A 25,277-nucleotide genomic window follows, 5' to 3' on the forward strand; every position below is an offset into this window, starting at 1 on the left:
AAGCTCATACAGCTTGGCCCGCAGCCCTTCCCTCTCCGCTCGCATCATTGCTCTTCCCCAATAGATCTCGAGTCGGTGCGCTTGTGCAACTCAGCCTCAACAAGTGTTCAACCTGTCCGAACCCCCTCCAGGCTCGGACGCATATCCTCTATCGGCGGCAATCATCATGAGAAGTCAGTTGTCGCAGGGCTTCGAACAGCGCAATACCCACGGATGTGGCAAGATTCAAACTGCGCACTCTGGCCCGATTAATTGGGATGTTTATCACAAACCCCGGTCTTGATACAAGCAAATCATTGGGCAAACCGAAAGATTCAGATCCAAAAAACAGACAATCGCCCGGCTGAAATCGAAAATCGCAGTAGCGGCGGTCCGCATGGGCGGAAAAGTAGACCCAGCGCCGGTCGCCGATCTCCCTGCATAAAGATTCCAGATCGGGATGCACCTTCAGACGCACGTGCGGCCAGTAGTCCAGCCCGGCCCGCTTCAGACCTCGGTCCGTGATCCTGAAGCCGAGGGGCTCGACCAGATGCAAAGGGGTGTGCGTTGCCGCACAGGTTCGGGCGATGTTGCCCGTATTCTGAGGAATTTCCGGCTGGTAAAGTACGACTTGAAAAACGGATTTGCCTCCGTGTCCCACCATCGCCCGGCTGCCTCTTTTCGAATCCGGGGTGCGCTCAGCCCGCCCGTTGCGTTCTAACGGCGCGGACGAAATGGTTCGCATAGTTTTCTTCGATCAGATAAACGTCGCCGTAGTAGAAATCCACGTAGCAGGCCTTGTGATGTTCCGATTGCGTTGAGGTCCAGCAGTTTCTCTGAGTACCGAACAACGGATCGATGTACAACCCGGATTGCCTGTCCTCCTCCGCTAGAATCAGGCCCGCCAGTTCATCCCTCGTGGGGAAGCGCCAGTCGCTAAAGCCCGCGTACCCGCTTGTATTGAGCCGCGCGATGCAGGCGGCGCCATCCCCCCAGGGCATCCGCTCCGCGGAAGCCTCCCGCTGCCACATCAGCCCCGTTTCGCGGTCCAACACCGCCATCTTGTCCACCAACTCAAACCGATCAGCCATTTCACCTCCATTTCAGAACCCCCAGGCCATCCCATGCACCATTCGACCTCGGTTCTTCGAACACTTACGAATCGCCGTGCGCGCAGTCAGTCTTTTCTAACAAAAAACCAGAGGAGAGAAAAGCCATTCAACGGCAGGCACATCCACGCAATCCCGGGTGATTTCCTTGACGGGCCGCTCCCGAAGGCCCCCTTCGAGGCCGGCCGGAACCGACCGAGCTCACCGCGGCAAACCGGCGGGCGGTCACGCAACGTGCACTCGCGTCGGGTGACCGGACAAGTCGAACGCCTTTACCCGTTTCCACTTCAGGTCGCGGTGCGAGCCACATGATCCTTCAAAAACGACGCGACGAACTCGGACAGCGCCTCTTCGCGCTCCCAGTAGAAATGATCGCAAACGGGCAGGATTTCCACGTGAACGAGATCCGGCGCGGATGCCCCGTCCAGCCAGGATTGCAGGGAGTCGACCGCACAGAACTGGTCGCTGCTGCCAAGAGTGACGAGACTCGGCTCGGCGGGCAGCTGCAGTTCGTCGAAGGGCAGGAAGTCGACCGGAGGGGAAGCAAGCACCAGGGATTCAACCTTCAACCCGAGGCCGGCGGCAATGAGCAGGACCCAGACGCCGTAAGAATAGGCGGCCCCGTGCAACACTTCAAAACCCTGCTCTCTGAGATATGAGGCCATCCCCAGGACGTCCCGTGCCTCGGATTGACCCCGCCCGTAGACCCCCTCGCTGCGTCCCACGCCGCGGAAATTGAATCTCAGCGTTCCGAATCCCGACTTTTCGTACGTCTCCTGGAGGGCCTGCACCACGTTGTTGTCCATGCTGCCGCCGTAGAGCGGGTGGGGATGGCACAATAATGCAGCCTCCTTTCCGTTGCCTTTGGCGTAGAGGGCTTCGAGTTTCACGTCGGGCAGCTGGATCATCAGAGGGGTTTCAGACATGTCGGCCTCCATCTCCGGGAAAATGCAACGTGCGTTACTTCTCAAACCGCCCGGGACGAACGGATCGCGCCCCGGAGGTTGCGATTGAATTCGTTTGCCAAGCAAGACAAACATCATATAAAGAGATGATATGAAAAATCATCCCAAATCGAGCTTCGCGTCGGATTTTTCTCCGGCGGAGCGGACCGGGATCGCGCAGCGCCGACGGACCGGTGTGGGAGGAGTCCCATTGCCCCCGGACTTTCCCGACAGGCCGTACGCCGTGGTTTCCGGCAGAAATCCGAACGGGTCGAGGAAGCATGCCATGCTGCACAACCGGTACAAAACCGCCCTGGTGTTGAGTGGAGGTTCCGCCCGTGGGCTGGCTCACCTTGGCATCCTTCTGGAGTTGGAGGAGCGCGGCATCCGGGTGGATCTGATCGTGGGAACGAGCATGGGGGCACTGATCGGCGGTCTCTACGCGATCCACGGGCAGGCGTCCATCGTCATCGAACGCATTCGCAATCTGGTCGAGAGCGATCTTTTCTCGCGCGCCGTCTCCGCTGTAGCGGAGGAGGAGGCGGAAATGGGACCCGACGGATTCTTCCACCGTTTCATGGGGCTTTTTAAGAAAGGGGTTTATTTCACTCACTCAATGATCCGCCCCGCGCTGGTGTCGCGGGAAGTCTACCGGCAACTCATGACTGACCTGATCCCGGACCATTCCATCGAGGATCTGCCCCTGCCTTTCGCCGCCTCGACAATGGATTTTCGCAGCGGCGATGAGATCGTGATCGCCAGGGGCTCCATACGGGATGCCATTGCGGCGAGCGCGGCCATTCCCGGTATCATGCCGCCCGTCGCTCTGGGGGAGAAGCTTCTGGTCGACGGGGGATGGGCGGACAATGTTCCGGTGGCCCCGGCCATCGCCATGGGCGCCCATTTCGTCATCGCCGTCGATACCACGCTGGAAGTACCCGGACTCGGCACACCGCCTCTGTCCGCCCTCGAAAGCCTCTTCAGGTGCAACGAGATGACCCGCATTCTCCTCACCCGGCATCGCAAAGCCAGCGCGGACGTACTCATTACGCCGGAAATCGGCCGGCTTTCCTGGGCGAATTTTGCAGCCATCGACCGTTGCCTGGCCGCGGGGCGAGCGGCCCTGGCGCAAAACATCGACACCATCAGGCAAAGACGCCGGACCAGGCGGTGGCGCACCCTGTCCGGCCTGATTCACCCCGCCCGCTCCGGTGATTGGCGTCATCCGTTCGCGTTCCTGTGAGGTTTCGACGTCGGGGAAGGAAAGCTCCATCCCGCAAGCCGGTAAAGCTCGTGGAAGTGATGGACCGGTCCCTGACCTTTCCCCAACGGCAGGCCTTCGCGGATCGCGCCGATGATAAAAGCCTTGGCTCGAGTCACCGCGTCCGGGACATCCAGTCCCAGGGCAAGGCCCGCCGCAATCGCCGACGCAAACGAACACCCCGTCCCGTGAGTATGCGGGGTGTCGAACCTGGGGCCGCAGAATTCGTGAAACTCCACTCCGTCGTACAGGAGATCGAGGGGCGAGCTCTCGAGATGGCCGCCCTTGACGACCACCCATCGCGGCCCGAACGACTTGATACGCCGGGCCGCTTCTTTCATCCCCTCAAGGTCTCTTACCTCGAAACCGACCAGGGCCGATGCCTCGTGCAGGTTGGGCGTCACGACCAGGGCCAGGGGAAGAATTTCGTGCACGAGCGCCGACGCGGCGTCGGGTTTCAGAAGCGCATCCCCGCTCTTCGCCACCATCACCGGGTCAACCACCAGTTTTTCGATGCCAAGCTGCCGGACTTCCCGAGCAACCGCCGACACGATGGAAGCACCGGCCAGCATGCCCGTTTTCACAGCATCCACACCGATGTCGCTCACCACTGCACGAATCTGCAATGCAACGAAATCCGCAGAGATCTCCACGATGCCCCGTACACCCACCGTGTTCTGAGCCGTGAGCGCCGTGATGGCGCTCATACCGTAAACCCCGAAAGCCGCAAATGTTTTCAGATCGGCCTGTATGCCCGCACCTCCGCCGGAATCGGACCCGGCGATGGTCAAGGCTCTTGGAATGCTCTTCATATCGGTTCCATTCTGTTGTGTCGGTCACGCCGCCTGCCGCCGTGACGCACGGCCCGCCAGGATACGCACCGTCCGGCCTTCGACGGGCGCAGGCAGCGGAGAGGTCGGTCGCGTTTTCCCGATCCGTTCCGAAAAGATCGTCCACGCGCGCCGAACCTTGCCCCCGTCCGGTCGGCTACCCGGCGCGAAAATGATCCCACCCCGCGGGACCTCGTCCATAGTCGGAGCTCATGCCTTCCCGGGACCTGACAAGAACGGCTTCTCCTTTTCCCGTGATTCGTCCGATCACGTGGCAGGAGGTCCCCGTCTCCGCTTCGAGCCGGCCCCGGATCTCGGGGACCCGTCGGGGATCGGCGGTGAACAGAAGCTCGTAGTCTTCCCCGCCGCTCAATGCCCATTGCACCGCGTCACAACGGGCAACTTCCGCCACCCTGAGGCACTCGGGGCTGATGGGAAGGCTTTCCGGCCATATTTCCGCCTGGACCTCGCTGGCCCTGCAAATGTGGCCCAGATCGCCCAGCACGCCGTCGCTCACATCCGCCATGGCATGGATGCTTCCCGTGGCTGCAAGAATACGCCCTTCCCGCAGACGCGCACCGGGCGTGAGGTGGCGGGCCCGGACCCTGTCGCCGGCTTCCTGCTCCACTTCCAACTCGGGGCGCAAAATGAGCTCGAGGCCGGCCCGGGATTCCCCGAGGGTGCCGGTTACGAGAACCAGGTCGCCGCTGCGCGCCCCGTTGCGCAGGATCAGACACTCCGGGGACACCGTGCCGAGCAGGCTCAGATCGATGACGATCTCCCCGCGAATGCCGCTCAAATTCCCACCCACGATGGACGCTCCCGCGGCATGGATTTCCTCCTGCATGCCCGCGTAGAGGCCATCCACGAAATCGACACCCGTATCCGGGGTCAGCGCAAGAGACACCAGAGCCCACTTGGGTCGGCCACCACAGGCGGCAATGTCACTGACATTGATGGCGACAATCTTGCGTCCCAACTGGTACGGAGTTGTCGCAGCCCGGATGAAATGGATGTTCTCCACCTGCGCGTCGCAGGTCGCCAGGAGATATTCGGGCCCCGATACGTTCAGAACCGCCACGTCGTCGCCTATCCCGACGACCACGTCGCCAGGCGGACCAGGCAGGAATGTGCCGATCCTCCGGATCAGCTCGAATTCTCCGAATTCCCCGATCCTCATGCCGTTACCTCGTCAAATCGGTCGTGACCGCATTCCGATGGATGCTCATGCTTCGGCTCATTTATACACGGATATCGGCCCCAAGACCATCATCCATTTGCGACCGCAGGATACGACGACGGGCACGGATGAAACCGCTTCAGAGCCATCGAACCCTGCCCTCAGGGCTCCCCCTCCGGGCGGATATGGGCAGCGGCGCTCAGGAGGCGGAAGCAGCCCCGGTGAAATCGGAACAATACGAAGATCTCGTCTATCGGGTAGGCACTACGGAATGCATGCGTGGCGGGCAAGGCGGGCGGCGCCCGCCTGTGACATTCTTGTTTTCGTCGCGTCGGACCGGCAGCGGTTCGGCGGCTGCCGCCCCGCTGCTCGCTCCGATCAATCGATGCTCCCTGCGTAGTCGCGGTCGATTCTGAGCCCGTCGATGTCCGACGTCTTCTCACCACGGGCAGCTCTTATGTCGTCGATTCCGCGCTTTACGATGGCTCTCTTGGAAGCGTAGGCCTTGGCAGTGTCCTCGGTAATTTCTCCCTGCCTGTACAGACCGATGATCCAGTCGTCGAAGGTCGTCCAGCCGAACGGCTTGCCCTGCTGCATCATTTCGTAGAACGTCTTGCCCTCCGCTTCGCCGTTGATGATGGCTTCCTTGACGCGCAGGTTCGATCCCATCACTTCCATGGCCGCAATCCGGCCTCCCCCGACCTTCGGAAGCAGCCGCTGGGAAATCGCCCAGCGCATGGTATCCGCCAGGCGGATACGGATCAGCCGTTCCTCTTCCAGCTCGAACATGCCGATAATGCGGTTGATGGTCTGACCGGCATCGATGGTGTGGAGGGTCGTGAGCACCAGATGGCCGGTTTCCGCCGCGCTCAATCCGATTTCCACCGTCTCCCGGTCGCGCATCTCGCCGACCAGGATGACTTTCGGCGCCTGGCGAAGTGCAGCCCTGAGGCCGTTGGCAAATGCGTCGAAGTCCAGCCCGAGCTCCCTCTGATTGAATGTGGACTGCAGCTGTGGATGCACGTACTCCACCGGGTCTTCGAGCGTAATGATGTGATAGGACTTCTTCTGGTTGATTTCACTCAGCATGGCGGCCAGAGTCGTGGTTTTCCCGCTTCCGGTGGCCCCCGTTACGAACACGATGCCGAATTTCTCCTCGGCCACCTGTTTGAGCACAAGCGGCAGTTTCAGCTCATCGATCGTAGGCACCTGGGTGGGCAGCTGGCGCATGACGACGGAGTAGGTTCCGCGCTGCGAAAAGACGTTGACTCGGAAGCGCGCTCTTCCGGGCAGGTGATAGGACAGGTCGCATGAGCCGTGGTTGAGAAGATTCTGCAGGTTGCGCCGGTCTCCCCCCGCAAGATTGAGCATGACCATTTCCGTATGGAACGGTGTCAGCTTGCTGAGTCCCAAATCCTGGCAGGTTGGCATGAGAACCCCGTCAACCTCGACCTGAGGGGGTTTTCCGACCGTGAGATTGATGTCTGAGGCCCGCGGATATTGATCCAGCATGTGGCCCAGAAGAAAATCCAAGTCCGCTCTTTTCACCGTCGCATCTCCCGGAAACAGGGTGATCGTGTGAACGCCCGCAGAAGCGCGGGCGCTTTGAATGACCTATACTTCCGTAAAATCCTCGGGCGGCTCCGTCAGGTAAGGACGGAATTTTTCCTTGTCCACGCACTTCATGTAGGACTCGCCCGGGCTGACCCGACCCGCCTTGAGGTGTGCGAAAATACCGTCGTCGAGCGTCTGCATCCCGTACTTTCTTCCCGTTTGCATCGCGGAGGGAATCTGATGGGTCTTGGACTCGCGGATCATCGCCCGCACGGCATGTGTTGCAATGAGTATTTCCAGGACGGGGATGCGGCCTTTGATGTCGATTCGCTTGAATAGAGCCTGCGAGACGACGGCCCGGATGCCGTCGGCCAGAGTCGATCGGATCTGAGCCTGTTCTCCCGTGGGGAATACCTCGATGATGCGGTCGACCGTCTTCCATGCGCTGGTCGTGTGCAGCGTCGAGAAGACAAGATGCCCCGTGGCCGCGGCTTCAATGGCAAGACGAATGGTTTCGAGATCGCGCATTTCGCCCACCAGGATGATGTCCGGATCTTCGCGGAGGGCAGCCCGCAGGGCGTTCGAAAAGGATCGGGTATGCGTGCCCAACTCCCGATGGTTCACCACGCAGTTCTTGCTGGTATGCACGAATTCGATGGGGTCTTCGATCGTGATGATGTGGTCCTTGCGCTTCCGGTTCGCCTCGTCGATGATGGAAGCCAGAGTCGTCGATTTCCCGCAGCCGGTGGGCCCGGTCACCAAAACCATGCCTCGCGGAAGCATCGACAGGCGGCTCACCACAGGAGGCAACCCCAGCTGCTCCACTGAAAGGATCTCGCTTGGAATTTCGCGGAATACCGCCCCGATGCCGTTCTTTTGCATGAAATAGTTGGCGCGGTAACGAGCCAGCCCCTTGATTTCATATGCAAAATCCAGATCACCGGTTTCCTCGAACGTCTTGATTCGATCCTCCGGAGTGATCTCGTAGAGCATGGAGCGCAACTCGTCGTCATCCAGGACCTTGTACTTGATCCGTTCCAGATCCCCCCGGATCCTCAATACCGGCTGCTGGCCGGAAACCAGATGAAGGTCCGAAGCTTTCTGGTCGTTCATCAGCTTGAAAAACGCGTCAATCCTCGCCATGGAATCTCCTCGGGCTCTTGATACGATCGATAACCGGTTCGAGCATATGTTCCTTCGTGATCCTTCGGTATTTGGAGGCGCGCGAGCCGTACACGATCGCAGATGCCTCCCTTATCGCCGCGCCTCCCCAACGGAAGATCAGAATTCCAGAAAAACCGAATGCCTGTGCCTGTCATCCAGCCGTCTGAGCCCCGCCTGCACAGCGTTTCTCAGAGCCGCTTCAAATTCCTCCCGGCTGATTCTCCGGCCAAGGTGCGGCGCCCCGACCGCCTCTCCGCAGGGATGATACTGATCCATGACATTCACGTAAGTGTCGACGGATATCTCCTCAGCAAGAAAACGCATGACGTGAGCGGTCCCTGCAAGCCCGTCGGGCAACACCAGGTGACGCACAAGCAACCCCCGTCGGGCAATGCCTCGGGCGTCCAACACCAGATCCCCGACCTGCCTGTGCATTTCGCGCAACGCACGCCTGGCCCTCTCGGGATAGTCCGCGGCGTCGCACACGGACCCCGCTGTTTCGCTGTCCCAGAATTTAAAATCCGGCATGTATATATCGACAATTCCGTTCAGAAGCTTTAAGGCGGACACCCGCTCGTATCCGCCGCAGTTGTACACCAACGGTACGTGAAGCCCTTTTTCCACGGCAATCGGAAGGGCTTCCAGAATCTGGGGGATGACATGGGAAGGAGTGACGAAATTGATGTTGTGGCATCCCTGGTCCTGGAGCCGGATCATGACTTGAGCCAGGGTCTCCGCGGGCACGGGGCTCCCTTCGCCGCCATGGCTGATTTCCCAATTCTGGCAGAAACTGCAAAACAGGTTGCAGTGAGAGAAGAATATCGTTCCGGAACCGCCTCTGCCGACCAGAGGTCTTTCCTCTCCGTAATGCGGGCCATAGCTCGCCACCACGGCATGCCTTCCCGTTCGGCAGGTGCCTTTTTCGCCCGACATGCGGTCGACTCCGCACATCCGCGGGCACATGGTGCACTTTCTCATCCACCGGAAGCTGCGACGAATGCTCTCCGCCAACCGCCCCGTTGCATGTGCTTCAAGGTAAGCTGCCGGCACCGGAGACTCCCTCGCAAAAAAGACCCTCACGGGTTGCGCCCGAGGCGGGCACATGATTGAACAAGTGGAACCGCACATCAGTGACGTCCCGGACCCGAGTGCGACCATGGCCTGGCGGGTGCGGGCACGGTCGAGCCGCTCCCGAAGGCTTTTCTTCCCGTGCTCCGTCACCGTCGCAGCCCGGAGGGGGGACCGGCCCGCGTCATATCGCGCCGGTCCCCCCCGGTCGAATCACGCCCGGGATGCGAATCAGTCGGTTTCCTTGGGGAGGACAACCACTTTCATCTCTTTTTCAAGCGCCTTCTTGAATTTGAGCGCATCTTCTTCCGAACCGACGATCGCGGCGTAGTGCATGGGGATGGCGACCCCGGGCTTGATGGCCCGGGCAGCCTCAACCGCCTGTTCGGCCGTCATGACGTAAGTCCCGGAGACGGGCAGGAAGGCGATGTCCGTCTTGACGTTTTTCATTTCGGGAATGAAATCGGTATCGCCCGCGTGGTAGTACCGGACACCGTCCATGGTCACCAGGAAGGCAAGCATGTCCGCTTCCTTGGGGTGAAACTCCTTGTCCGTGTTGTAGGCCGGAAGCACCTCGATATCGAGGCCTTTCACCTGCACCCGGTCGCCGGGAGCAACGACCCGGACGTCTCCCTTGAGTTTGCCGGCCGAGGAAGCATCCGTAACGATCACCGTGTGGTCTCTCTGGATCCTCGCGACGTCCTCCGGGGAGCAATGGTCGAAGTGATCATGGCTGATCAGGATCAGGTCGGCCGGCCGCGTCGTCGTGATCTGAAACGGATCGAAATACACCACCACGCTCCCTTCCAGGCGGATCGTATCGTGCCCAAGCCAATGGATTTTCTTGATGGCGTCGTCAAGCTTCATGATATTCTCCTCATTTTCTGTCGTCCTGAACACTGGTTGGCTCACTCATATCGCGGGAAACTAATCAGGGCGGGCCCGAGGATGCAGACCACGGTGGTATATTACCTCAGCTTGAACTTTCTACAAATAATACTTTCGCCCATCCGGGCCGATTTTGACCCGATCGTCCCGGAATTCTTTCCTTTTATCGCCCTGTCCGACGTTTCTCCCTGAAAATCCGGCCCTTCTCGAGCACCACGCATCGGATATCCCCTTACGGCCCCTGCTGCCCCTTGCTCCTCTACCCCGCATGGGTTAATGTTGATCCGAAACCGGTGCGGTTTCTCGACACGACGATGTTCCGTGACTTCCCGGCGGCCAAATCCGGAGCTTTCGAATGCAGCGATTCCTGAATGCCCTTCTGAACCAGAGGTGGCCCGGTTTCAAGGTCAAGCATCATGCCGTCCTTCCGGAAAAGGAACCCGTTTTCGGGACGCTGCGCCCGCCTCTGCCCCAAGCCCTCGAGGAATCCCTGACACGCATGGGGATATCCGCCCTGTACGCGCATCAGACCGAGGCGCTGGAGATGATACGGGCGGGGCGAAACATTGTCGTCGCCACCCCCACCTCCAGCGGGAAATCCCTTATTTACAATCTAGCCGTCACTGAGGGCCTTTCCGAGAACCACGAACAGCGGGCGCTGTATCTTTTCCCGATCAAGGCGCTCAGCCGCGACCAACTGGCAACCCTGGAGAATTTCTTCGAAATGTCGGCCCAGGCCGGCGCGGGAATGCGCTTTCGGACAGCGGTCTATGACGGCGACACGACTCCGTACCAGAGGACCAAGGTCCGCCAGCACCTCCCGCATGTCCTGCTCACAAACCCCGATATGATGCATTACGCTCTGCTCCCCTTCCACGGCAAATGGGAGAATTTCTGGAAAGACCTGCGGTTCGTGGTCATCGATGAGATGCACACCTACAGGGGGGTGTTCGGAAGTCATGTCTCCCAGATTTTCCGCAGGTTGAGGCGTATTTGCGAATACTACGGAACCCATCCTCAATTCATCCTGTTGTCCGCGACGATATCCAATCCGCGCCAACTCGCCGGACAACTCATCGGTGCTCCGGAAGACGATATCGACGTGGTTGTCGAAAACGGGTCTCCCCAGGCGAAGCGTCACTTCGTTTTCCTCGAACCCGAGGAAATCGCCGCCGCGCCGGTATCGAGCAGCGCCGCCCGACTCATCGCGCATGCGGCCCGAACGGGGCTGAAAACCATCGCGTTCACCCGATCCCGCAGGCTCACCGAACTGGTGCACATGAGCGTCCTCCGGATGGCTCCTCAGTTGCGCAAGAGGGTCAGTTCCTACCGGGCGGGCTTTTTGCCCGAGGAGCGCCGGATCATCGAACAGAAGCTGTCCGGCGGCGCCCTGGACGCGGTGATTTCCACGAGCGCGCTGGAAATGGGGATCGATATCGGAGGGTTGGACCTGTGCATCCTCGTCGGTTATCCGGGAACCGTCATGACGACCTGGCAAAGAGGCGGGCGCGTCGGCCGCAGCGGGCGGGAATCGGCCATCGTCCTGCTCCCGCAACCGGATGCCCTGGACCAGTATATCGTTCATCATCCCCAGGATTTTCTGAACAGCGGGTATGAGCTGGCGGTCACGGATCCCATGAACGAGGAAATTCTCAAAACGCACTTGCCGTGTGCGGCGGCCGAGCTTCCGATTCTACAGCGCGAGGTCGACGCGGACCCGGTCCTGACCCGCGTCGTGAGCGAATTGACCGAATCGGCGAGGCTCCTCAGGGCCGCCGACGGCGAACAATGGCTATCCGCCGCGCTCAACCCCCACCGAACGGTGGATATCCGTTCGGTCGGACCATCTTACGCCATCTTCATGGAATCGGACTCGGACCGCAAGCTTCCGCTCGGGAAGAACGAAGGCATCCGAGCTCTGAAGGAATGCCATCCGGGCGCCATCTATCTTCATCGCGGGGAAACCTACCAGGTGGAGCGACTGGACTTGGAAAAACGCACCATCCAGGTTTCCGCCTGCAACGTGCCCTATTTCACCCGGGTCAAAAGCGAGAAGGAAACTGAAATTCTGGAAGTCTTCGCATCCAAACCGGTCGGAAACTTCATCGTTCGACTCGGGCGCCTCAGGGTCACGGAAAACATCCTGGGCTACGAGAAGAGAAAGCTCTTCACGCAGGAGCTTCTTGGGTCCGATCCTTTGGACTTGCCGCCGCAAACGTTCGAGACCGTGGGATTCTGGATCGAAATCGAACCCCTGCTGGCAAAAAACATCCAGGCCGCCAACCTCCATTTCATGGGCGGCATCCATGCCCTTGAACATGCCGCCATCAGCATGTTCCCCCTGTTCGCCCTGTGCGATCGAAACGACATCGGCGGGATATCGATTCCGCTGCATCCGCAGATTGAAAAGGGCGCCGTCTTCATTTACGACGGCTATCCGGGCGGAATCGGCCTCGCCGCCAGAGGATACGAGATCATCGGGGACCTGCTGCTCAAAACGAAGGAGCTCATCGCGTCCTGCGATTGCACCGACGGGTGCCCCGGATGCATCCATTCTCCCAAATGCGGCTCCGGCAACAAGCCCCTGGACAAGAAGGCCGCGCACCTCCTCCTGCGATACCTTCTCGGCGAGCTGAACCTTGCCGAGAAGGTCCCGGCGATCGATCCGGAGAACATCCCCGTTGCAGCCTCCAACCCACCCGCGCCTGCCGCGGTTCCCGAATACCGCATCGGGTTCTTCGACCTCGAAACGCAGCGGCTGGCCGACGAGGTGGGCGGATGGCAGAACAAGCATCTCATGAAAGTCTCCGTGGCCGTCCTTCTGGAAACACCCCCGGACACTGTTCACGTCTTTAGGGAAAACGAGGTTCCCGAGCTCGTGAAACGCCTGACTGAACTGGATCTCGTGGTCGGATTCAATATCGCTCAATTTGACTATGCCGTCTTGAAGGCTTACACAACAGTGGACCTGAACCGCCTGCCCACGTTCGATCTCCTGCGGGATATCCATGAGCGGCTGGGGTTCCGTTTGAGTCTCGGGCATCTGGCCGAGAAAACCCTCGGCCGGCCCAAAATCTCCGACGGGGTGCAGGCTGTCGAATGGTACCGGCAAAACCGGTGGGATTCGCTCATCGAATACTGCAAAATGGATGTCCTGCTGACACGTGATCTCTTCCGCTTTGCTCTCGAAAACGGCTACCTCCTTTACACCGATCGCAGAAACAGGTTGCTTCGAATTCCCACGCCATGGAGCCTGGACGCGCTCGTGAAGAAGTGAATTCAACTCTCTGGAATTCTTAAGTTTCAACAGATTGTGCACGCTGTCGGTTCCGTTTTCCGACCGTGACGGGTGCTTGCTTTCACTGTGGCCTGTGGTATAAGATGACGCGAATCGTGACCGAATCACTTTCGCCCTCAGGGTCTTTGGACGATGCGCCTCGTTGCCGCTCGTGGGTTCGGCTCCCGTCGATCTTCGCGATGACTGACGCAGGGTATCCTCCGGGTGCATGGAAGGCGGTTTCATGAAGGACTCCAGATGCAAGAAATGGCCCTCGAATTCCTGCACCCTGCCTGAAGAGGCATGTAGTCCACTGATTTTTCCGAAATTGTGCGGCGATACGAAATCCTGGTTCGCGCTTTACGTCCAGGTGAAACACGAGAAGGAAGTCGTCCGGAGACTCGATCAGAAATCCATCGACTGCTTCCTGCCGCTGATGGAGTGCTGGAGCAAGCGGCTGGACAGGCGAAAGAGGATAACCCTGCCGCTTTTCCCCGGATACGTGTTCGTGCACACCGTCCTCGACAATTACACCAACGTGAACATTCTCAAGACTCCGGGTGCGTTGAGTATTCTCAAGAACTCCGAGGGGCCTTTGCCCATCCCGGTCTATCAAATCGAGAACCTGCAGACTATCCTGAATTCTTCCAAATCGCTCGATTTGCATCCCTATCTGAAAGAAGGGGAGTGGGTCCGGGTCATCCGGGGTCCGCTGAGCGGTTGTGTTGGAATTCTGAAGCGACACGCCCCGAAAAAGGGCAGATTAGTGGTGAGTGTGGATTGCATCAGGCAGTCGGTGAGCGTGGAGCTTGACGTCGAGGATGTGGAAGCCACGATTCCGCCCCCGGGCACCTCGCCTGTATCGTGACTCCCCTGCCTCCGCGTTTACCGGGCAACGATCAACCGGCCTTTCCGGGACCGGAGAAAAGACAGACCAGCACATCGGTTCCCTGATCGAGGCCTTCCACGTGCTCCGGAACGATGATGTACCCGTCGGCAGCGGCCAGAGTGCTGATCATCGCCGATTTCCCGAACACGGGTTCCGCGCTCAACCGGCCATGGGCGCTGGAGAGCAGGACCGGCACGTAATCCGTTCGCCCATGGACGGACGGGACTTTTCGGGCGAGCACGGCATTCAGTTGGTTGACCGCGAATGCGGCATGCTTCGAGGTTCTGCCCTGCAGACGCTCCAATGACGGCAAAACGAAGGCCCTGCAGATCATCATCGCCGATACGGGCTGACCTGGAAGTCCCCAGAATACCTTTTCACCGACCCGCGCGAGGATGGTGGGCTTGCCCGGACGGACCGCCACGCCGTGCGCCAGCAACTCACTGTCGTGCAAGTGTTCGAGAATGCTCAACGTATAGTCCCGCACGCCCACGGAACTGCCCCCGGAAAGCATGATCACGTCGTGATCCTCCAGTGCCTGCCGGCACACATCGGTCAATAGTGCGAGATCATCCGCGATGACCTTCCGCAGGCCGATCACCCCGCCGGCCTCCTCCACCTGCGCCGCCAGGGTGAAGCTGTTGATGTCGCGAATCTTTCCGGGCGGAACCGGCGATGCCCCGACGGGCACAACTTCATCGCCGGTCGAGATGACGGCGACTCGAGGCCGCCGCCGGACGGCCACGCGGGTGACGCCCAGTGCGGCCAGCACTCCGACGTCCTGGGGCCGCAGCCTCCATCCGCCGGGAAACAACTCCCGCCCGACGGATATGTCTTCACCTTCCCGGAGCAGATTGTCGCCGGGAGCCACCGGCCTGGTGACTTCGATGGTCTTATCGTCGAGGGGGTATGTGTACTCCACCATCACCACCGCATCGGCCCCTTCGGGGAGCATGCCGCCGGTCGGTACGCCGATCGCCGTCCCCGGCTCCAACCTTCGGGTGACCGTTTCCCCCATCTTGATCTCCCCCGCCGTTTCAAGAAAAGCGGGCAGCGTTTCCGATGCCCCGAAAGTATCCCGGGCGCGCACGGCATAGCCGTCCATGGTGGCTCTGGAGAAGTGGGGGACGGACTCCGGAGCGACGACGGACAGGGCCAGCACTTCGCCGCACGCCGCAGCCAACTCCACCTCCACCGCCGGCAACGGATGCAGCCGATCGATCAGCGCAAGCACCTCGTCGGACGATTTCACCTTGAGAAACTTCGACACGGTTTTTCCCGCCATATTACACCTGTCAATCTTGCCGCGGCATGCCCCGGAATCGAAGCCGAAACCGAAGCTGCACCGGACATTTGCCTTTGGAGGACCGGTTCGGTTGTGTTCGACGCGAAAAAACTCCTTGGGAAGGCATTTCACATGGCACTATAATCCAACATGGAAACGGGCACAAGGAAGCGGCGGGACGGGAAGATGCTTCTACGAGGGGAAAACCGAAATGGGTTGGACTTCATTGCGGCTGTTTCCGGGGGGATGACGGGTGAACTTCGACGGAACGCAACCGATGCCGGAAAAGGTTGACGACCGTCGGCAACAATGGTGAGACCGGAGAATGGAGAGCACCTTGGCGAAGAAGAGTCCGGGAAGATTGACCATTCGCTCCAAGATATGGATCGCGGATGAAGACGGCGGAGTTGTCTTTGGGGCCGGCCGCCTGCGCATTTTGAGGGCGGTCGAGGAGCAGGGTTCCATACACCTGGCGGCCAAGACGCTCAACATGAGTTACCGGGCGGTCTGGGGAAAGATCAAAGCGACGGAGGATCGGCTTGGCAGGCCCCTGCTGACGCGAAAGGTGGGAGGAACCAAGGGGGGCGGCTCTGAGCTCACCCCCCTTGGAAAGGCTCTCGTGGAACGGTTTCGGCATCTTCAGACGTTGACCGAAACAGCGGCTGATACCCTCTTTCAGGACCTCTTCATCGACGGATTATGACAGGACCTTCTTGAACGCCTCCTTGGCGATTTGTCCCATGTCGCCGAGGCTTTCCACAACCGTGATGCCCGCCGCGCGCATGGCTTTGATCTTGCCCTGGGCCGTTCCGCTGGAACCGCTGATGATGGCGCCCGCATGGCCCATTCTGCGTCCCGGAGGTGCCGTCAGACCAGCGATGAAACCGATCACCGGCTTGGTCACGTTCTTCTTGATGAAATCCGCCGCGTCTTCTTCCGCGGAACCCCCGATTTCACCGACCATAATGATGGCCTTCGTCTGAGGATCCTTCTGGAATGCGTCGAGGCAGTCAATAAAGTTGGTGCCGTTCACCGGGTCTCCGCCGATCCCGATAACCGTGCTCTGTCCGATGCCCACTTTTCCGATCTGGTGCACGGCTTCATAGGTCAAGGTTCCGGAGCGGGAGACGATGCCGACGGGACCGGGCGTATGGATGTGGCCCGGCTGGATGCCGATTTTGCACTGGCCGGGGGTGATGATCCCCGGGCAGTTGGGCCCGATCAGGCGGCTCTTGCTCGACTTCAGGTAATTTTTCACCTTCATCATGTCCATAACCGGAATACCTTCGGTGATGGCCACGATCAGGGGAATGCCGGCCTCGATGGCTTCCAGAATCGCGTCGGCGCAAAATGGAGGCGGCACGAACACCATGGCCGCATTGGCCTTGGTCTCCTTCACGGCCTTTGCCACCGTGTTGAAAACCGGGATGCCCTCGACCGCCTGCCCGCCTTTACCGGGGGTAACACCCGCGACCACGTTCGTACCATAGGCTTTGCAATTGATGGTATGGAACTGGCCCTCGCGACCCGTAATACCCTGAACCAACAGCCTCGTGTTTTTGTCCACCCAAATGCTCATCTGATTTCCCCCTTCTACCCTTTGGCAACCGCTGCAATCTTTTGGGCGGCGTCTGCGACATCTTTGGCATTGATGAGGTTCAACCCGGATTTTGCCAGGATCTCCCGACCTTGCTCAACGTTGGTCCCTTCCATGCGAATGACCACGGGAACCCTGATGCCCACTTTCTTGGCCGCTTCCACAACCCCGTTGGCCAGCCTGTCGCACCGAAGGATGCCGCCGAAAATATTGATGAGCACACCCTTGACCGCAGGATCGGCGAGAATGATCCGGAATCCGTTCTCCACCTGCTCGGCGCTGGCACCGCCGCCGACGTCCAGGAAGTTCGCGGGGGCCGCACCGGCTTGCTGGATGATGTCCATGGTCGCCATGGCCAGACCGGCGCCGTTCACCATGTTGCCGATATTCCCACCCGGCATCTTGATGTAGTTGAGCTCAAACTTCGACGCCTCGATCTCGAACGGATCCTCTTCGTCGAGGTCTCTGTATTCCTGGATATCCTTGTGGCGATACATGGCGTTGTCGTCAAAGTTGATCTTCCCGTCCAGGGCGATGACCCTGTTGTCCGATGTCAGGACGAGCGGGTTGATTTCCACCAGCGAACAGTCATAGTCCGTGCACAGCTTGTAGAGCGCGGCGACCATCGCGTTGAACTGCTTGATCAGTTCGGGTTTCAAATTCAACCCGTAGGCAAGCTCGTTGGCGTGGAAACCCTTGAAGCCCAGCAGCGGATCGATGAAAACCTTGATGATCTTCTCGGGCGTCTTGGCGGCGACTTCTTCAATGTCCATACCACCGGCTTCGCTTGCCATGAACACGATTTTCGAGGTTCCCCTGTCGGGGAGGACGCTGAGGTAGAGCTCCTTCTCGATGGGCAAACCTTCTTCCACCAGGAGCTTCTTCACAAGGCGGCCTTCCGGGCCGGTCTGATGCGTCACCAAAGTCATGCCCAGAATGCCCTTCGCATACTGATCGACTTCGGCGGCACTCTTCGCCAGCTTTACACCACCGCCCTTACCGCGTCCACCCGCGTGGATTTGGGCCTTCACTACCACCGGAAACGTTCCCAATTCAGCGCCGACCGCCTTCGCTTCCTCAACGGTGAAAGCCGCTTTCCCACGAGGAATGGGGACTCCGTACTTCTGGAACAACTGTTTGGCTTGATACTCGTGAATTTTCATTTTTCTCCTCGCTATCCCCGAAACAACTCAATCCAGTGCAGATCATGTCTCACCAACGAGAGCCCTCACCCAAAAATCATCTGCTGATCTCGAATAACCTCTATTCCTAGATGAAAGATCTCACAATGTCAAACGTTGTTTGTAAAGTTTTGAACAAACTCTGCGCCCGGACTCAACCGAACGCGGACCGAAAGCAATTTCGATAATGGCACAACATGGGCATCTTGTCCCAAAAGTTTTGCGGACAGGCCCGGCAACTGCCCCGCCACTCCCCGCGAAGGCATCGCGTTTGCCTCGAAACTCTTGGCTCTTTTTTCACAACTTCCGCCCGGCCGACCTCGTTTGGAAGGAAAGTCCCCCTCGCGGTCGTGAACCTTCCCTGGAGGGCATGCCGACAGGAATCTTCCGCGGTTTCAAACCCGACGGCAAGCGGTCCGTCGTCTCCGGCACCGGCAGCGCGGACCTCATGCCTGCGGAAACGCAAAATGCACGGTGAATAATGCCCGAGATTATGGTAAAGGAAATCGGACTCGGATCATCGTGCCCGGACATGGAGTTCATCAATGGAATATGAAGTCGTCATCGGACTGGAAATTCACGCACAGCTTTCCACTCGGAGCAAAATCTTCTGCGGCTGCTCGACCACCTTCGGTGCGAGCCCCAATACCTTGACCTGCCCCGTTTGCCTGGGTATGCCGGGGGTGCTCCCCGTGCTCAACCGCGATGTGGTCGAATTCAGTCTGAGAATGGCGCTTGCCGCCCATTGCGAAATTGCCCCGTACGGTCAGTTCGCGCGGAAAAACTATTTCTACCCGGATCTGCCCAAGGGTTACCAGATATCCCAGTACGAACTGCCGCTGGCCCGCAACGGTTGGATTGAAATCGAGAGCGGGAACGGGCCCAAGCGGATCAGAATCCACCGGATCCACATGGAGGAGGATGCGGGCAAGCTCATTCACGACGACAACAAGCCCGTGAGCTACGTGGACTTCAACCGCACGGGAGTGCCCCTGATCGAAATCGTGAGCGAACCCGACCTCCGCAGCTCGGAAGATGCGGTTTCCTACCTGAAATCGGTCCGCGAGATCCTGCGTTTCCTGGAAATCTGCGACGGAAACATGGAGGAAGGAAGCCTCCGGTGTGACGCGAACATCTCGCTGCGCCCCGTCGGAGCCGAGGAACTGGGCGTCAAGACCGAGCTCAAAAACATGAATTCCTTCCGCAACGTACAGCGGGCCCTGGATTTTGAAATCCGACGACAACGGGCGCTTCTTGAACGGGGTGAACCCATCGTGCAGGAAACCCGCCTGTGGGATGCCAACCGCAGCATCACCCTGAGCATGCGGGGCAAGGAAGAGGCCCACGACTACCGCTACTTTCCGGATCCGGACCTCGTGCCCGTCGTTGTGGACGAGGCATGGATCGAACAGGTCCGGGCCTCCCTCCCCGAGCTCCCGGACGCCAGGCGGGAGCGGTTCATGGGGGAATACGGCCTGCCGTCCCATGACGCCCGGGTTCTCACTTCCTCCAAAGCGCTGTCCGTGTATTTCGAATCGGTCGTCGCGGCCTTTCCACAACCCAAGATTGTCAGCAACTGGATGATGTCCGAGTTGCTGCGCGAGTTGAAACGTGACGAGAGAGAGATCGAGGAATGTCCGGTTCCGCCGGAAAACCTCGCGGATCTGCTGCAGTTGATCGAAAAGGGAGTCGTGAGCGGCAAGATCGCCAAGACTGTTTTCCTGGAAATGTACTCCACAGGGCGCAAGGCCGGGGCCGTCGTCGAGGAAAAGGGCCTGGTCCAGGTAAAGGATGAAGGCGCGATCGAGGCGATCGTGGCTGAAGTCCTCGCCGAGAATCCCTCTGAGGTCGAACAGTACCGGGCCGGAAAGGAGAAGCTTTTCGGGTTCTTCGTCGGTCAGGTCATGCGAAAATCCAAAGGGAAAGCCAATCCCAAGCTGGTCAACGACATTCTGCGCGGCAAGCTCTCCGGCTAGGTTCCAACTCCGGAGACGCCTGCCGCAACCGTTCGCATTTGCCCTGTGATTCCAGCAAACGGCGATCGACCGGGAGGCCTTCGACCAGGCGCGAAAACGTGCCGGCCCCTTGCCGGCGAGTGGTGTTTTTTCTATCTTGACATTCAGCTCATCATGACGGGAGTCGGTTCAGTATGCCCCAACAGTGGTTACCCCCGATTTACTGGGACGGGGACGCGGTTGCGATCCTGGATCAGCGACTGCTTCCCCAGCGTGAGGCGGTGATTCGTTGCACTTCTCCGAAGCAGGTGGTGGCGGCGATAAAGAACATGGCGATCCGGGGAGCGCCCGCGGTCGGCGTGGCCGGGGCCATGGCGCTGGCTCTCGGGGCGGTTCTGATTCAGGCCGCCGATGCCCGGACGTTCAAAAGCAAGTTCGCCCGGCTGTGCCGCCAGGTGAGGACGGCCCGTCCCACCGGCCGGAACCTGGGCTGGGCGGTGGATCGCATTCATGCCCTGGTGGAAGGCAACCGGGATGCCGACGTTCCCCGGCTTCACGAGCTCATTCGCCGGGAGGCCGACCTGATCCTCGCCGAAGATGTCGCCGGCAACGTCGCCATCGGCTCATGGGGCAAGACCGTCATTCCGCGAGGCGCCGGCATCATGACCTACTGCAACGCGGGAGCCCTGGCCACGGCGGACTATGGCACGGCCGTGGGAGTCATCCGCGCGGCTTTCGACGCGGATCCCGGAATTCGAGTGTTTTCATGCGAGACCCGTCCTTTTTTGCAGGGAGCCCGCCTGACGGTGTACGAGCTGATGAAGGCGGGAATCCCCGTCACGCTGATCACCGACAACTCGATCGGCAGCCTCATGAGCCGGGGGATGATCGACGTGGTTGTGGTGGGCGCGGACCGGATCGCCGCCAACGGAGACACCGCCAACAAGATCGGAACCTACATGGCGGCCGTGCTGGCCTGCACGCACGGCATTCCCTTCTACGTGGCCGCCCCTCGTTCCACCATCGATGCCTCGCTCCCGGACGGCGACGGAATCCCCATCGAACAACGGGCTCCGAAGGAAGTCACGCACTTCAACGGCCGCCGAGTCGCCCCGCAAGGAGCCGCCGCTTTGAATGCGGCATTCGACGTGACCCCGAACAAGTACATCACGGGGATCATCACGGAAGTCGGCATCCTTTCGAAGCCCTTCGGCAGAGCGATCCGCCAGGCGCTCAAGGCATGACCCCGAACCGTGCACCGCTTGCGGCCGGGCCTGCCCGCGGCACGCTATGTGCCGTCAAACAGCATCCGCAGAACGTCCTGTAGCGAACGAGCGCCCATGTAGACGACACCCGCATCCGGTGAAAGCCGTTCGGCATTGCTGCCCGGCATGAGACAGCGCGTAAACCCGAGTTTTGCCGCTTCCATGGCCCGGGCCGCGCCATGCCCCACGCCGCGCACTTCCCCCGCCAGTCCGACCTCGCCCCACACCGCCAGTTCCTGGGGCAACGGCCGGTCGAGGTAAGAGCTCATCAGCGCCGTCGTCAGGGCGAGGTCGGCGGCCGGTTCCTGCAGGCGGACACCTCCCGCCACGTTCACGAAAACATCCTGTTGACCGAAATTGAACCCGAGCTTCTTTTCGAGCACCGCCAGCAGGAGGGAAACCCGGTTGGTATCGATTCCCATGCTGGTCCGCCGGGGCTGGGTCCATCCGGTGGCGCCGACCAGCGCCTGCAGCTCCACCAGCAAGGGGCGGGTGCCCTCCATCGAACACACCACCACCGATCCGGATACACCCGTGGGCCGTTCCGCAAGAAGGAATTGAGAAGGATTCGGCACTTCCTCCAATCCCGCCTCCTTCATTTCGAACACACCGACCTCGTTGGTTGATCCATATCGGTTCTTGACCGCTCGCAACAGCCGGAACGTATGCGTGCGATCCCCTTCAAGGTAGAGAACGGTGTCCACAAGGTGTTCGAGGGCTCGGGGACCGGCGATGGAGCCTTCCTTGGTGACGTGGCCGACCAGGAAGATACTGATGTTGCCGTCTTTTGCGGCGCGCATCAGCCGCAACGCACATTCCCGGACCTGGCTTATGGAACCCGGAGCGACCTCGAGCCCCATGGTGTGCATGGTCTGAATGGAATCCACCGCCAGGATCTGCGGATGCGAGTGGTCGATGACGTCAAGGACGGCCTCCAGGGAGGTTTCGGAAAAGATGAGCAGTCCTCCGGATTCGATTCTCAGCCGTGCGGCCCGCAGTTTCAGTTGTTGCGGGCTCTCTTCACCGGAGACGTAGAGGACCTTTTTCTTTTGCGACATGAGGGCAAGCGCCTGGAGCAGGAGCGTGGATTTCCCGATGCCGGGGTCGCCTGCCAGCAGAATGAGGGACCCGCTGACCAGCCCTCCTCCCAGCACTCGGTCCCACTCACCGATGCCTGTGGTGAACCGTGCTTCCGACTCCATCGGAATTTCCGCCAGGGGCAGGGGACGAGCCGCTTGCCCATGGGGCTCCAACCGCCCTGAAGCCTTATGCGTGACCTCCTCCACCAGACTCTGCCAACTCCGGCACTCGGGACAACGGCCCAGCCATTTCGGGCTCACGTAGCCGCACTGCTGACATCGATAGATCGTCTTGAGACCCCCCATATGCCTCCCTGCTGAACGATGAGTATCCTTTGTGTTCGTATTCACTACACTATACACCATTCCACGGCCGAGGGGCGGGCAAACTGGGAACCGCATCCCGATTCGCCCCGGAATGTTCAATTGACAAAGTTGAAAATAGTGTTTTATATTCTGTGTCCATTGATGGACCAAGCTTTTCCTTACCGTGAGCTGGTAAGTTCCCTTAGAAGGAGAGGAGTGTTTCTGATGGCGGGTAAAAATATCATCGAGGTCACGGACGGCAGCTTCGACCAGGAAGTCCTGCAATCCGATGTGCCGGTGCTGGTGGATTTCTGGGCTCCGTGGTGCGGTCCGTGCCGGGCCATTGCTCCTGTTATCGAAGAATTGTCCGGAGATTACGAGGCCAGGCTGAAGGTGGCCAAGTGCAACGTTGATGACAATCCGAAAACGCCCAGCAGGTATGGCATTCGAGCCATCCCGACCTTGATCATTTTCAAGGGCGGGAATGTCAGCGAGCAGATCACGGGGGCCGTGGCAAAGTCCCAGATCACTGCCGCCATCGACAAGGCCGTCGGCTAAGCCGGATGATGCCGATGGGCCCGGACCGATAGGCGCGGTTTCATTCAGGTTCCCTGCAGTGTTTTCTCCCCTGTCAGAAAACCGTTCTTTCAAGCATGAAAATGAATGACATCTACGACATAGCGATCATTGGCGGCGGGCCTGCCGGACTTACGGCGGGCCTGTATGCCGCAAGAGCACGGCTGAAGGTCATTTTGCTTGAACGGATGGGCTTCGGGGGGCAGCTGCTCACTTACGAGAAAGTGGACAATTATCCGGGGTTTCCGGAGGGCATCGGAGCCTTCGGCTTGTCGGAGCTCATCAGCGCCCAGGCGCTCAAATTCGGTCTGGTCACCCGCAATGCCGAGGTGACGGATCTCCTGGTTGACGAGCCCATAAAGGTCGTCAGGCTTGCCGACGCGGAGTTGCTTGCGAAAACCGTCGTCATCGCCTCGGGAGCATCCCCGAACAAACTGGGGGTCCGCGGCGAGAGTGAGTACACGGGGCGCGGAGTGTCCTACTGCGCGGTATGCGACGCGCCTTTTTACCGGAATCAGGAAGTGGCGGTGGTGGGCGGCGGAGATACGGCCATCGAAGAAGCCATCTACCTGACCAAGTTTGCCAGTCGCGTGCACGTGATCCATCGCAGGGACCAACTGCGGGCAACGCGCATCATACAGGAACGTGCTTTACAAAATGACAGGATTTCCTTTATTCTTAGCAGCGTCGTCACGGAGATCAAGGGAAGCGGCGAACAGGGCGTGGACCGCTTGACGATCCGGGAAGCCAAGGGCACCAAAATCGACGAACTCCCCGTGAACGGGGTCTTCATTTTTGTCGGAATTCAGCCGAATTCCGGTTTTGTGCCCACGGAAGTGGACCGTGACGTGTTCGGGTTCATTCGTACCGATCAGGAGATGAAGACATCGGTGCCGGGTGTTTTTGCAGCCGGCGATGTGCGAGTGAAGGAGCTCCGTCAGATCGTGACGGCGGTGGGGGATGGGGCCACCGCGGCGTTCAACGCCGGGCGCCACATCGAAAGTCATCTTTAGATTCCACCACAATCATTGAGGACATTTCATGCGGATCGGCCTGGAGAAGATACGGAAGGTCTACCGATTTGCTGCATTCGTTCCACTCCTGTCGCTTGTGCTGGTCACCGGTGGCTGCGGCACATTCCTCGGGGAGTTTTACTTCGGGGATCTCCTCGGCGGGAAGAAGAGCTCGAGCACGGTGGACAAGACCGCCGAGCAGCTTGCAGTGGAAGGCATGCAGAAAATGCAGAAAAAGGATTACGACGATGCCCTCAAGGCTTTTCGAAAGCTGAAAGAGCATTATCCTTACAGCAAGTACGCGATCCTGGCGGAGCTCAAAATCGGGGATGCCCTTTTCCACGATAAGAAGTACAGCGAGGCGGCGATAGCCTACGAGGAGTTTGCCCGCTTGCACCCCAGGAATGAAGTCGTGCCTTATGTCCTCTACCAGATCGGAATGAGCCACTTCCTGACGTTCACGACGACGGACCGCGATCCGGAAGAGACTCAGGCCGCAATAGAGGCTTTTCAGCGGGTGGTCCAGATGTTTCCGCAGTCCGATTACGCCAGGCGCGCTCAGAAACAGCTCTTCGAGTGCCAGAAGCGGGCGGCGGCCCATGAATTCAACGTGGCGTCCCTGTATTACCGCATGGGTGAGTACTTCGCCACCCGGGCCAGGCTGCGGACAATCAACGAAAAGTACTCCACGGCGGCGAAGGAGTTGGGACTCCAGAAAGACATCGATAAGATGCTTGCCAAGAGCGAGCGGGAGTGCGCTAAGGGAGAAAAGAAGCCAAGCGTCTGGACACGGTTGGGCTTTTAGTCCTCGCAATCGACTCTCTTGAGACATGTCCTTCCTTGGAACGGAGGGGTTCATCGGGAACCCTGCCAAAAC

General features: G+C 59.6%; 22 protein-coding genes. 9 read left to right on the forward strand and 13 right to left on the reverse strand.

The window, feature by feature from the left end:
- Nucleotides 1–148: 148 nt before the first annotated feature.
- The 3 genes from SFUM_RS08725 to SFUM_RS08735 form a co-directional block, all read right to left on the reverse strand.
- Nucleotides 149–643, reverse strand: coding sequence for a tRNA (cytidine(34)-2'-O)-methyltransferase (locus SFUM_RS08725; protein ID WP_011698544.1), 495 nt, complete (start codon nucleotides 641–643; stop codon nucleotides 149–151).
- A 34-nt stretch (nucleotides 644–677) separates the two neighbouring features.
- Nucleotides 678–1,070: an Lcl C-terminal domain-containing protein gene (locus tag SFUM_RS08730; protein ID WP_011698545.1), complete on the reverse strand. Its 393-nt coding sequence runs from the start codon at nucleotides 1,068–1,070 to the stop codon at nucleotides 678–680.
- 305 nt (nucleotides 1,071–1,375) lie between these two features.
- Nucleotides 1,376–2,014 carry an alpha/beta hydrolase gene (locus SFUM_RS08735; RefSeq protein WP_011698547.1) on the reverse strand — a complete coding sequence of 213 codons (639 nt, stop codon included), beginning with the start codon at nucleotides 2,012–2,014 and terminating at the stop codon, nucleotides 1,376–1,378.
- A gap of 130 nt (nucleotides 2,015–2,144) precedes the next feature.
- On the opposite strand from SFUM_RS08735, the gene SFUM_RS08740 reads away from it, so the two are divergent.
- The gene (locus SFUM_RS08740) at nucleotides 2,145–3,275 is read left to right on the forward strand and encodes a patatin-like phospholipase family protein (RefSeq protein WP_041440195.1); all 1,131 of its coding nucleotides are present in this window, start codon (nucleotides 2,145–2,147) and stop codon (nucleotides 3,273–3,275) included.
- Here the strand turns inward: SFUM_RS08740 and thiD are convergent.
- From thiD to SFUM_RS08770, 6 genes are all read right to left on the reverse strand, one after another.
- Complete coding sequence (gene thiD, locus SFUM_RS08745) at nucleotides 3,254–4,105, reverse strand: bifunctional hydroxymethylpyrimidine kinase/phosphomethylpyrimidine kinase (RefSeq protein WP_011698549.1); 852 nt, start codon at nucleotides 4,103–4,105, stop codon at nucleotides 3,254–3,256. The two genes, SFUM_RS08740 and thiD, sit on opposite strands and share 22 nt — an antisense overlap.
- A 175-nt stretch (nucleotides 4,106–4,280) precedes the next feature.
- The gene (thiL, locus tag SFUM_RS08750; RefSeq protein ID WP_011698550.1) at nucleotides 4,281–5,303 is read right to left on the reverse strand and encodes a thiamine-phosphate kinase; all 1,023 of its coding nucleotides are present in this window, start codon (nucleotides 5,301–5,303) and stop codon (nucleotides 4,281–4,283) included.
- Between the two features lie 378 nt (nucleotides 5,304–5,681).
- Nucleotides 5,682–6,851: a type IV pilus twitching motility protein PilT gene (locus tag SFUM_RS08755; RefSeq protein WP_011698551.1), complete on the reverse strand. Its 1,170-nt coding sequence runs from the start codon at nucleotides 6,849–6,851 to the stop codon at nucleotides 5,682–5,684.
- A 66-nt stretch (nucleotides 6,852–6,917) separates the two neighbouring features.
- Nucleotides 6,918–8,000, reverse strand: coding sequence for a type IV pilus twitching motility protein PilT (locus tag SFUM_RS08760; protein ID WP_011698552.1), 1,083 nt, complete (start codon nucleotides 7,998–8,000; stop codon nucleotides 6,918–6,920).
- 138 nt (nucleotides 8,001–8,138) lie between these two features.
- The gene (locus SFUM_RS08765; protein ID WP_011698553.1) at nucleotides 8,139–9,149 is read right to left on the reverse strand and encodes a radical SAM protein; all 1,011 of its coding nucleotides are present in this window, start codon (nucleotides 9,147–9,149) and stop codon (nucleotides 8,139–8,141) included.
- 171 nt (nucleotides 9,150–9,320) lie between these two features.
- Nucleotides 9,321–9,956 carry an MBL fold metallo-hydrolase gene (locus SFUM_RS08770; RefSeq protein WP_011698554.1) on the reverse strand — a complete coding sequence of 212 codons (636 nt, stop codon included), beginning with the start codon at nucleotides 9,954–9,956 and terminating at the stop codon, nucleotides 9,321–9,323.
- 376 nt (nucleotides 9,957–10,332) lie between these two features.
- Here SFUM_RS08770 and SFUM_RS08775 point away from each other — a divergent pair, with 376 nt between their 5' ends.
- Both SFUM_RS08775 and SFUM_RS08780 read left to right on the forward strand, forming a co-directional pair.
- Nucleotides 10,333–13,254: a DEAD/DEAH box helicase gene (locus SFUM_RS08775; protein WP_011698555.1), complete on the forward strand. Its 2,922-nt coding sequence runs from the start codon at nucleotides 10,333–10,335 to the stop codon at nucleotides 13,252–13,254.
- A gap of 244 nt (nucleotides 13,255–13,498) precedes the next feature.
- Nucleotides 13,499–14,122, forward strand: coding sequence for a UpxY family transcription antiterminator (locus tag SFUM_RS08780; RefSeq protein WP_041440198.1), 624 nt, complete (start codon nucleotides 13,499–13,501; stop codon nucleotides 14,120–14,122).
- A gap of 31 nt (nucleotides 14,123–14,153) precedes the next feature.
- Here SFUM_RS08780 and SFUM_RS08785 read toward each other — a convergent pair whose 3' ends face one another.
- Nucleotides 14,154–15,428, reverse strand: a complete 1,275-nt coding sequence (locus SFUM_RS08785; RefSeq protein ID WP_011698557.1) for a molybdopterin molybdotransferase MoeA — start codon at nucleotides 15,426–15,428, stop codon at nucleotides 14,154–14,156.
- A gap of 337 nt (nucleotides 15,429–15,765) precedes the next feature.
- Between SFUM_RS08785 and SFUM_RS08790 the strand changes: the two genes are divergently transcribed.
- Complete coding sequence (locus SFUM_RS08790; protein ID WP_208597128.1) at nucleotides 15,766–16,131, forward strand: winged helix-turn-helix domain-containing protein; 366 nt, start codon at nucleotides 15,766–15,768, stop codon at nucleotides 16,129–16,131.
- Here the strand turns inward: SFUM_RS08790 and sucD are convergent.
- Together sucD and sucC are read right to left on the reverse strand one after the other, a co-directional pair.
- On the reverse strand, nucleotides 16,126–17,007 hold the full coding sequence (gene sucD, locus SFUM_RS08795; RefSeq protein ID WP_011698559.1) for a succinate--CoA ligase subunit alpha: 882 nt from the start codon (nucleotides 17,005–17,007) through the stop codon (nucleotides 16,126–16,128). The genes SFUM_RS08790 and sucD overlap by 6 nt on opposite strands.
- A gap of 14 nt (nucleotides 17,008–17,021) precedes the next feature.
- Nucleotides 17,022–18,188 carry an ADP-forming succinate--CoA ligase subunit beta gene (sucC, locus tag SFUM_RS08800; RefSeq protein ID WP_011698560.1) on the reverse strand — a complete coding sequence of 389 codons (1,167 nt, stop codon included), beginning with the start codon at nucleotides 18,186–18,188 and terminating at the stop codon, nucleotides 17,022–17,024.
- Between the two features lie 563 nt (nucleotides 18,189–18,751).
- Between sucC and gatB the strand changes: the two genes are divergently transcribed.
- Together gatB and mtnA are read left to right on the forward strand one after the other, a co-directional pair.
- Entirely contained in the window at nucleotides 18,752–20,182 is a 1,431-nt protein-coding gene (gatB, locus tag SFUM_RS08810; RefSeq protein ID WP_011698562.1) for an Asp-tRNA(Asn)/Glu-tRNA(Gln) amidotransferase subunit GatB, read from the forward strand.
- A gap of 173 nt (nucleotides 20,183–20,355) precedes the next feature.
- On the forward strand, nucleotides 20,356–21,405 hold the full coding sequence (mtnA, locus tag SFUM_RS08815; RefSeq protein ID WP_011698563.1) for an S-methyl-5-thioribose-1-phosphate isomerase: 1,050 nt from the start codon (nucleotides 20,356–20,358) through the stop codon (nucleotides 21,403–21,405).
- A 44-nt stretch (nucleotides 21,406–21,449) separates the two neighbouring features.
- Here mtnA and radA read toward each other — a convergent pair whose 3' ends face one another.
- Entirely contained in the window at nucleotides 21,450–22,811 is a 1,362-nt protein-coding gene (radA, locus tag SFUM_RS08820; protein WP_011698564.1) for a DNA repair protein RadA, read from the reverse strand.
- A 225-nt stretch (nucleotides 22,812–23,036) separates the two neighbouring features.
- Here radA and trxA point away from each other — a divergent pair, with 225 nt between their 5' ends.
- The 3 genes from trxA to SFUM_RS21660 all read left to right on the forward strand — a co-directional run bounded on the left by trxA (nucleotide 23,037) and on the right by SFUM_RS21660 (nucleotide 25,205).
- Nucleotides 23,037–23,369: a thioredoxin gene (gene trxA / locus SFUM_RS08825; protein WP_011698565.1), complete on the forward strand. Its 333-nt coding sequence runs from the start codon at nucleotides 23,037–23,039 to the stop codon at nucleotides 23,367–23,369.
- 95 nt (nucleotides 23,370–23,464) lie between these two features.
- Nucleotides 23,465–24,400 carry a thioredoxin-disulfide reductase gene (gene trxB, locus SFUM_RS08830; protein WP_011698566.1) on the forward strand — a complete coding sequence of 312 codons (936 nt, stop codon included), beginning with the start codon at nucleotides 23,465–23,467 and terminating at the stop codon, nucleotides 24,398–24,400.
- Nucleotides 24,401–24,428: 28 nt separating this feature from the next.
- Nucleotides 24,429–25,205, forward strand: coding sequence for an outer membrane protein assembly factor BamD (locus SFUM_RS21660; protein ID WP_011698567.1), 777 nt, complete (start codon nucleotides 24,429–24,431; stop codon nucleotides 25,203–25,205).
- Nucleotides 25,206–25,277 lie beyond the last annotated feature (72 nt).

The sequence above is a fragment of the Syntrophobacter fumaroxidans MPOB genome, from assembly GCF_000014965.1.
GTDB lineage: Bacteria > Desulfobacterota > Syntrophobacteria > Syntrophobacterales > Syntrophobacteraceae > Syntrophobacter > Syntrophobacter fumaroxidans.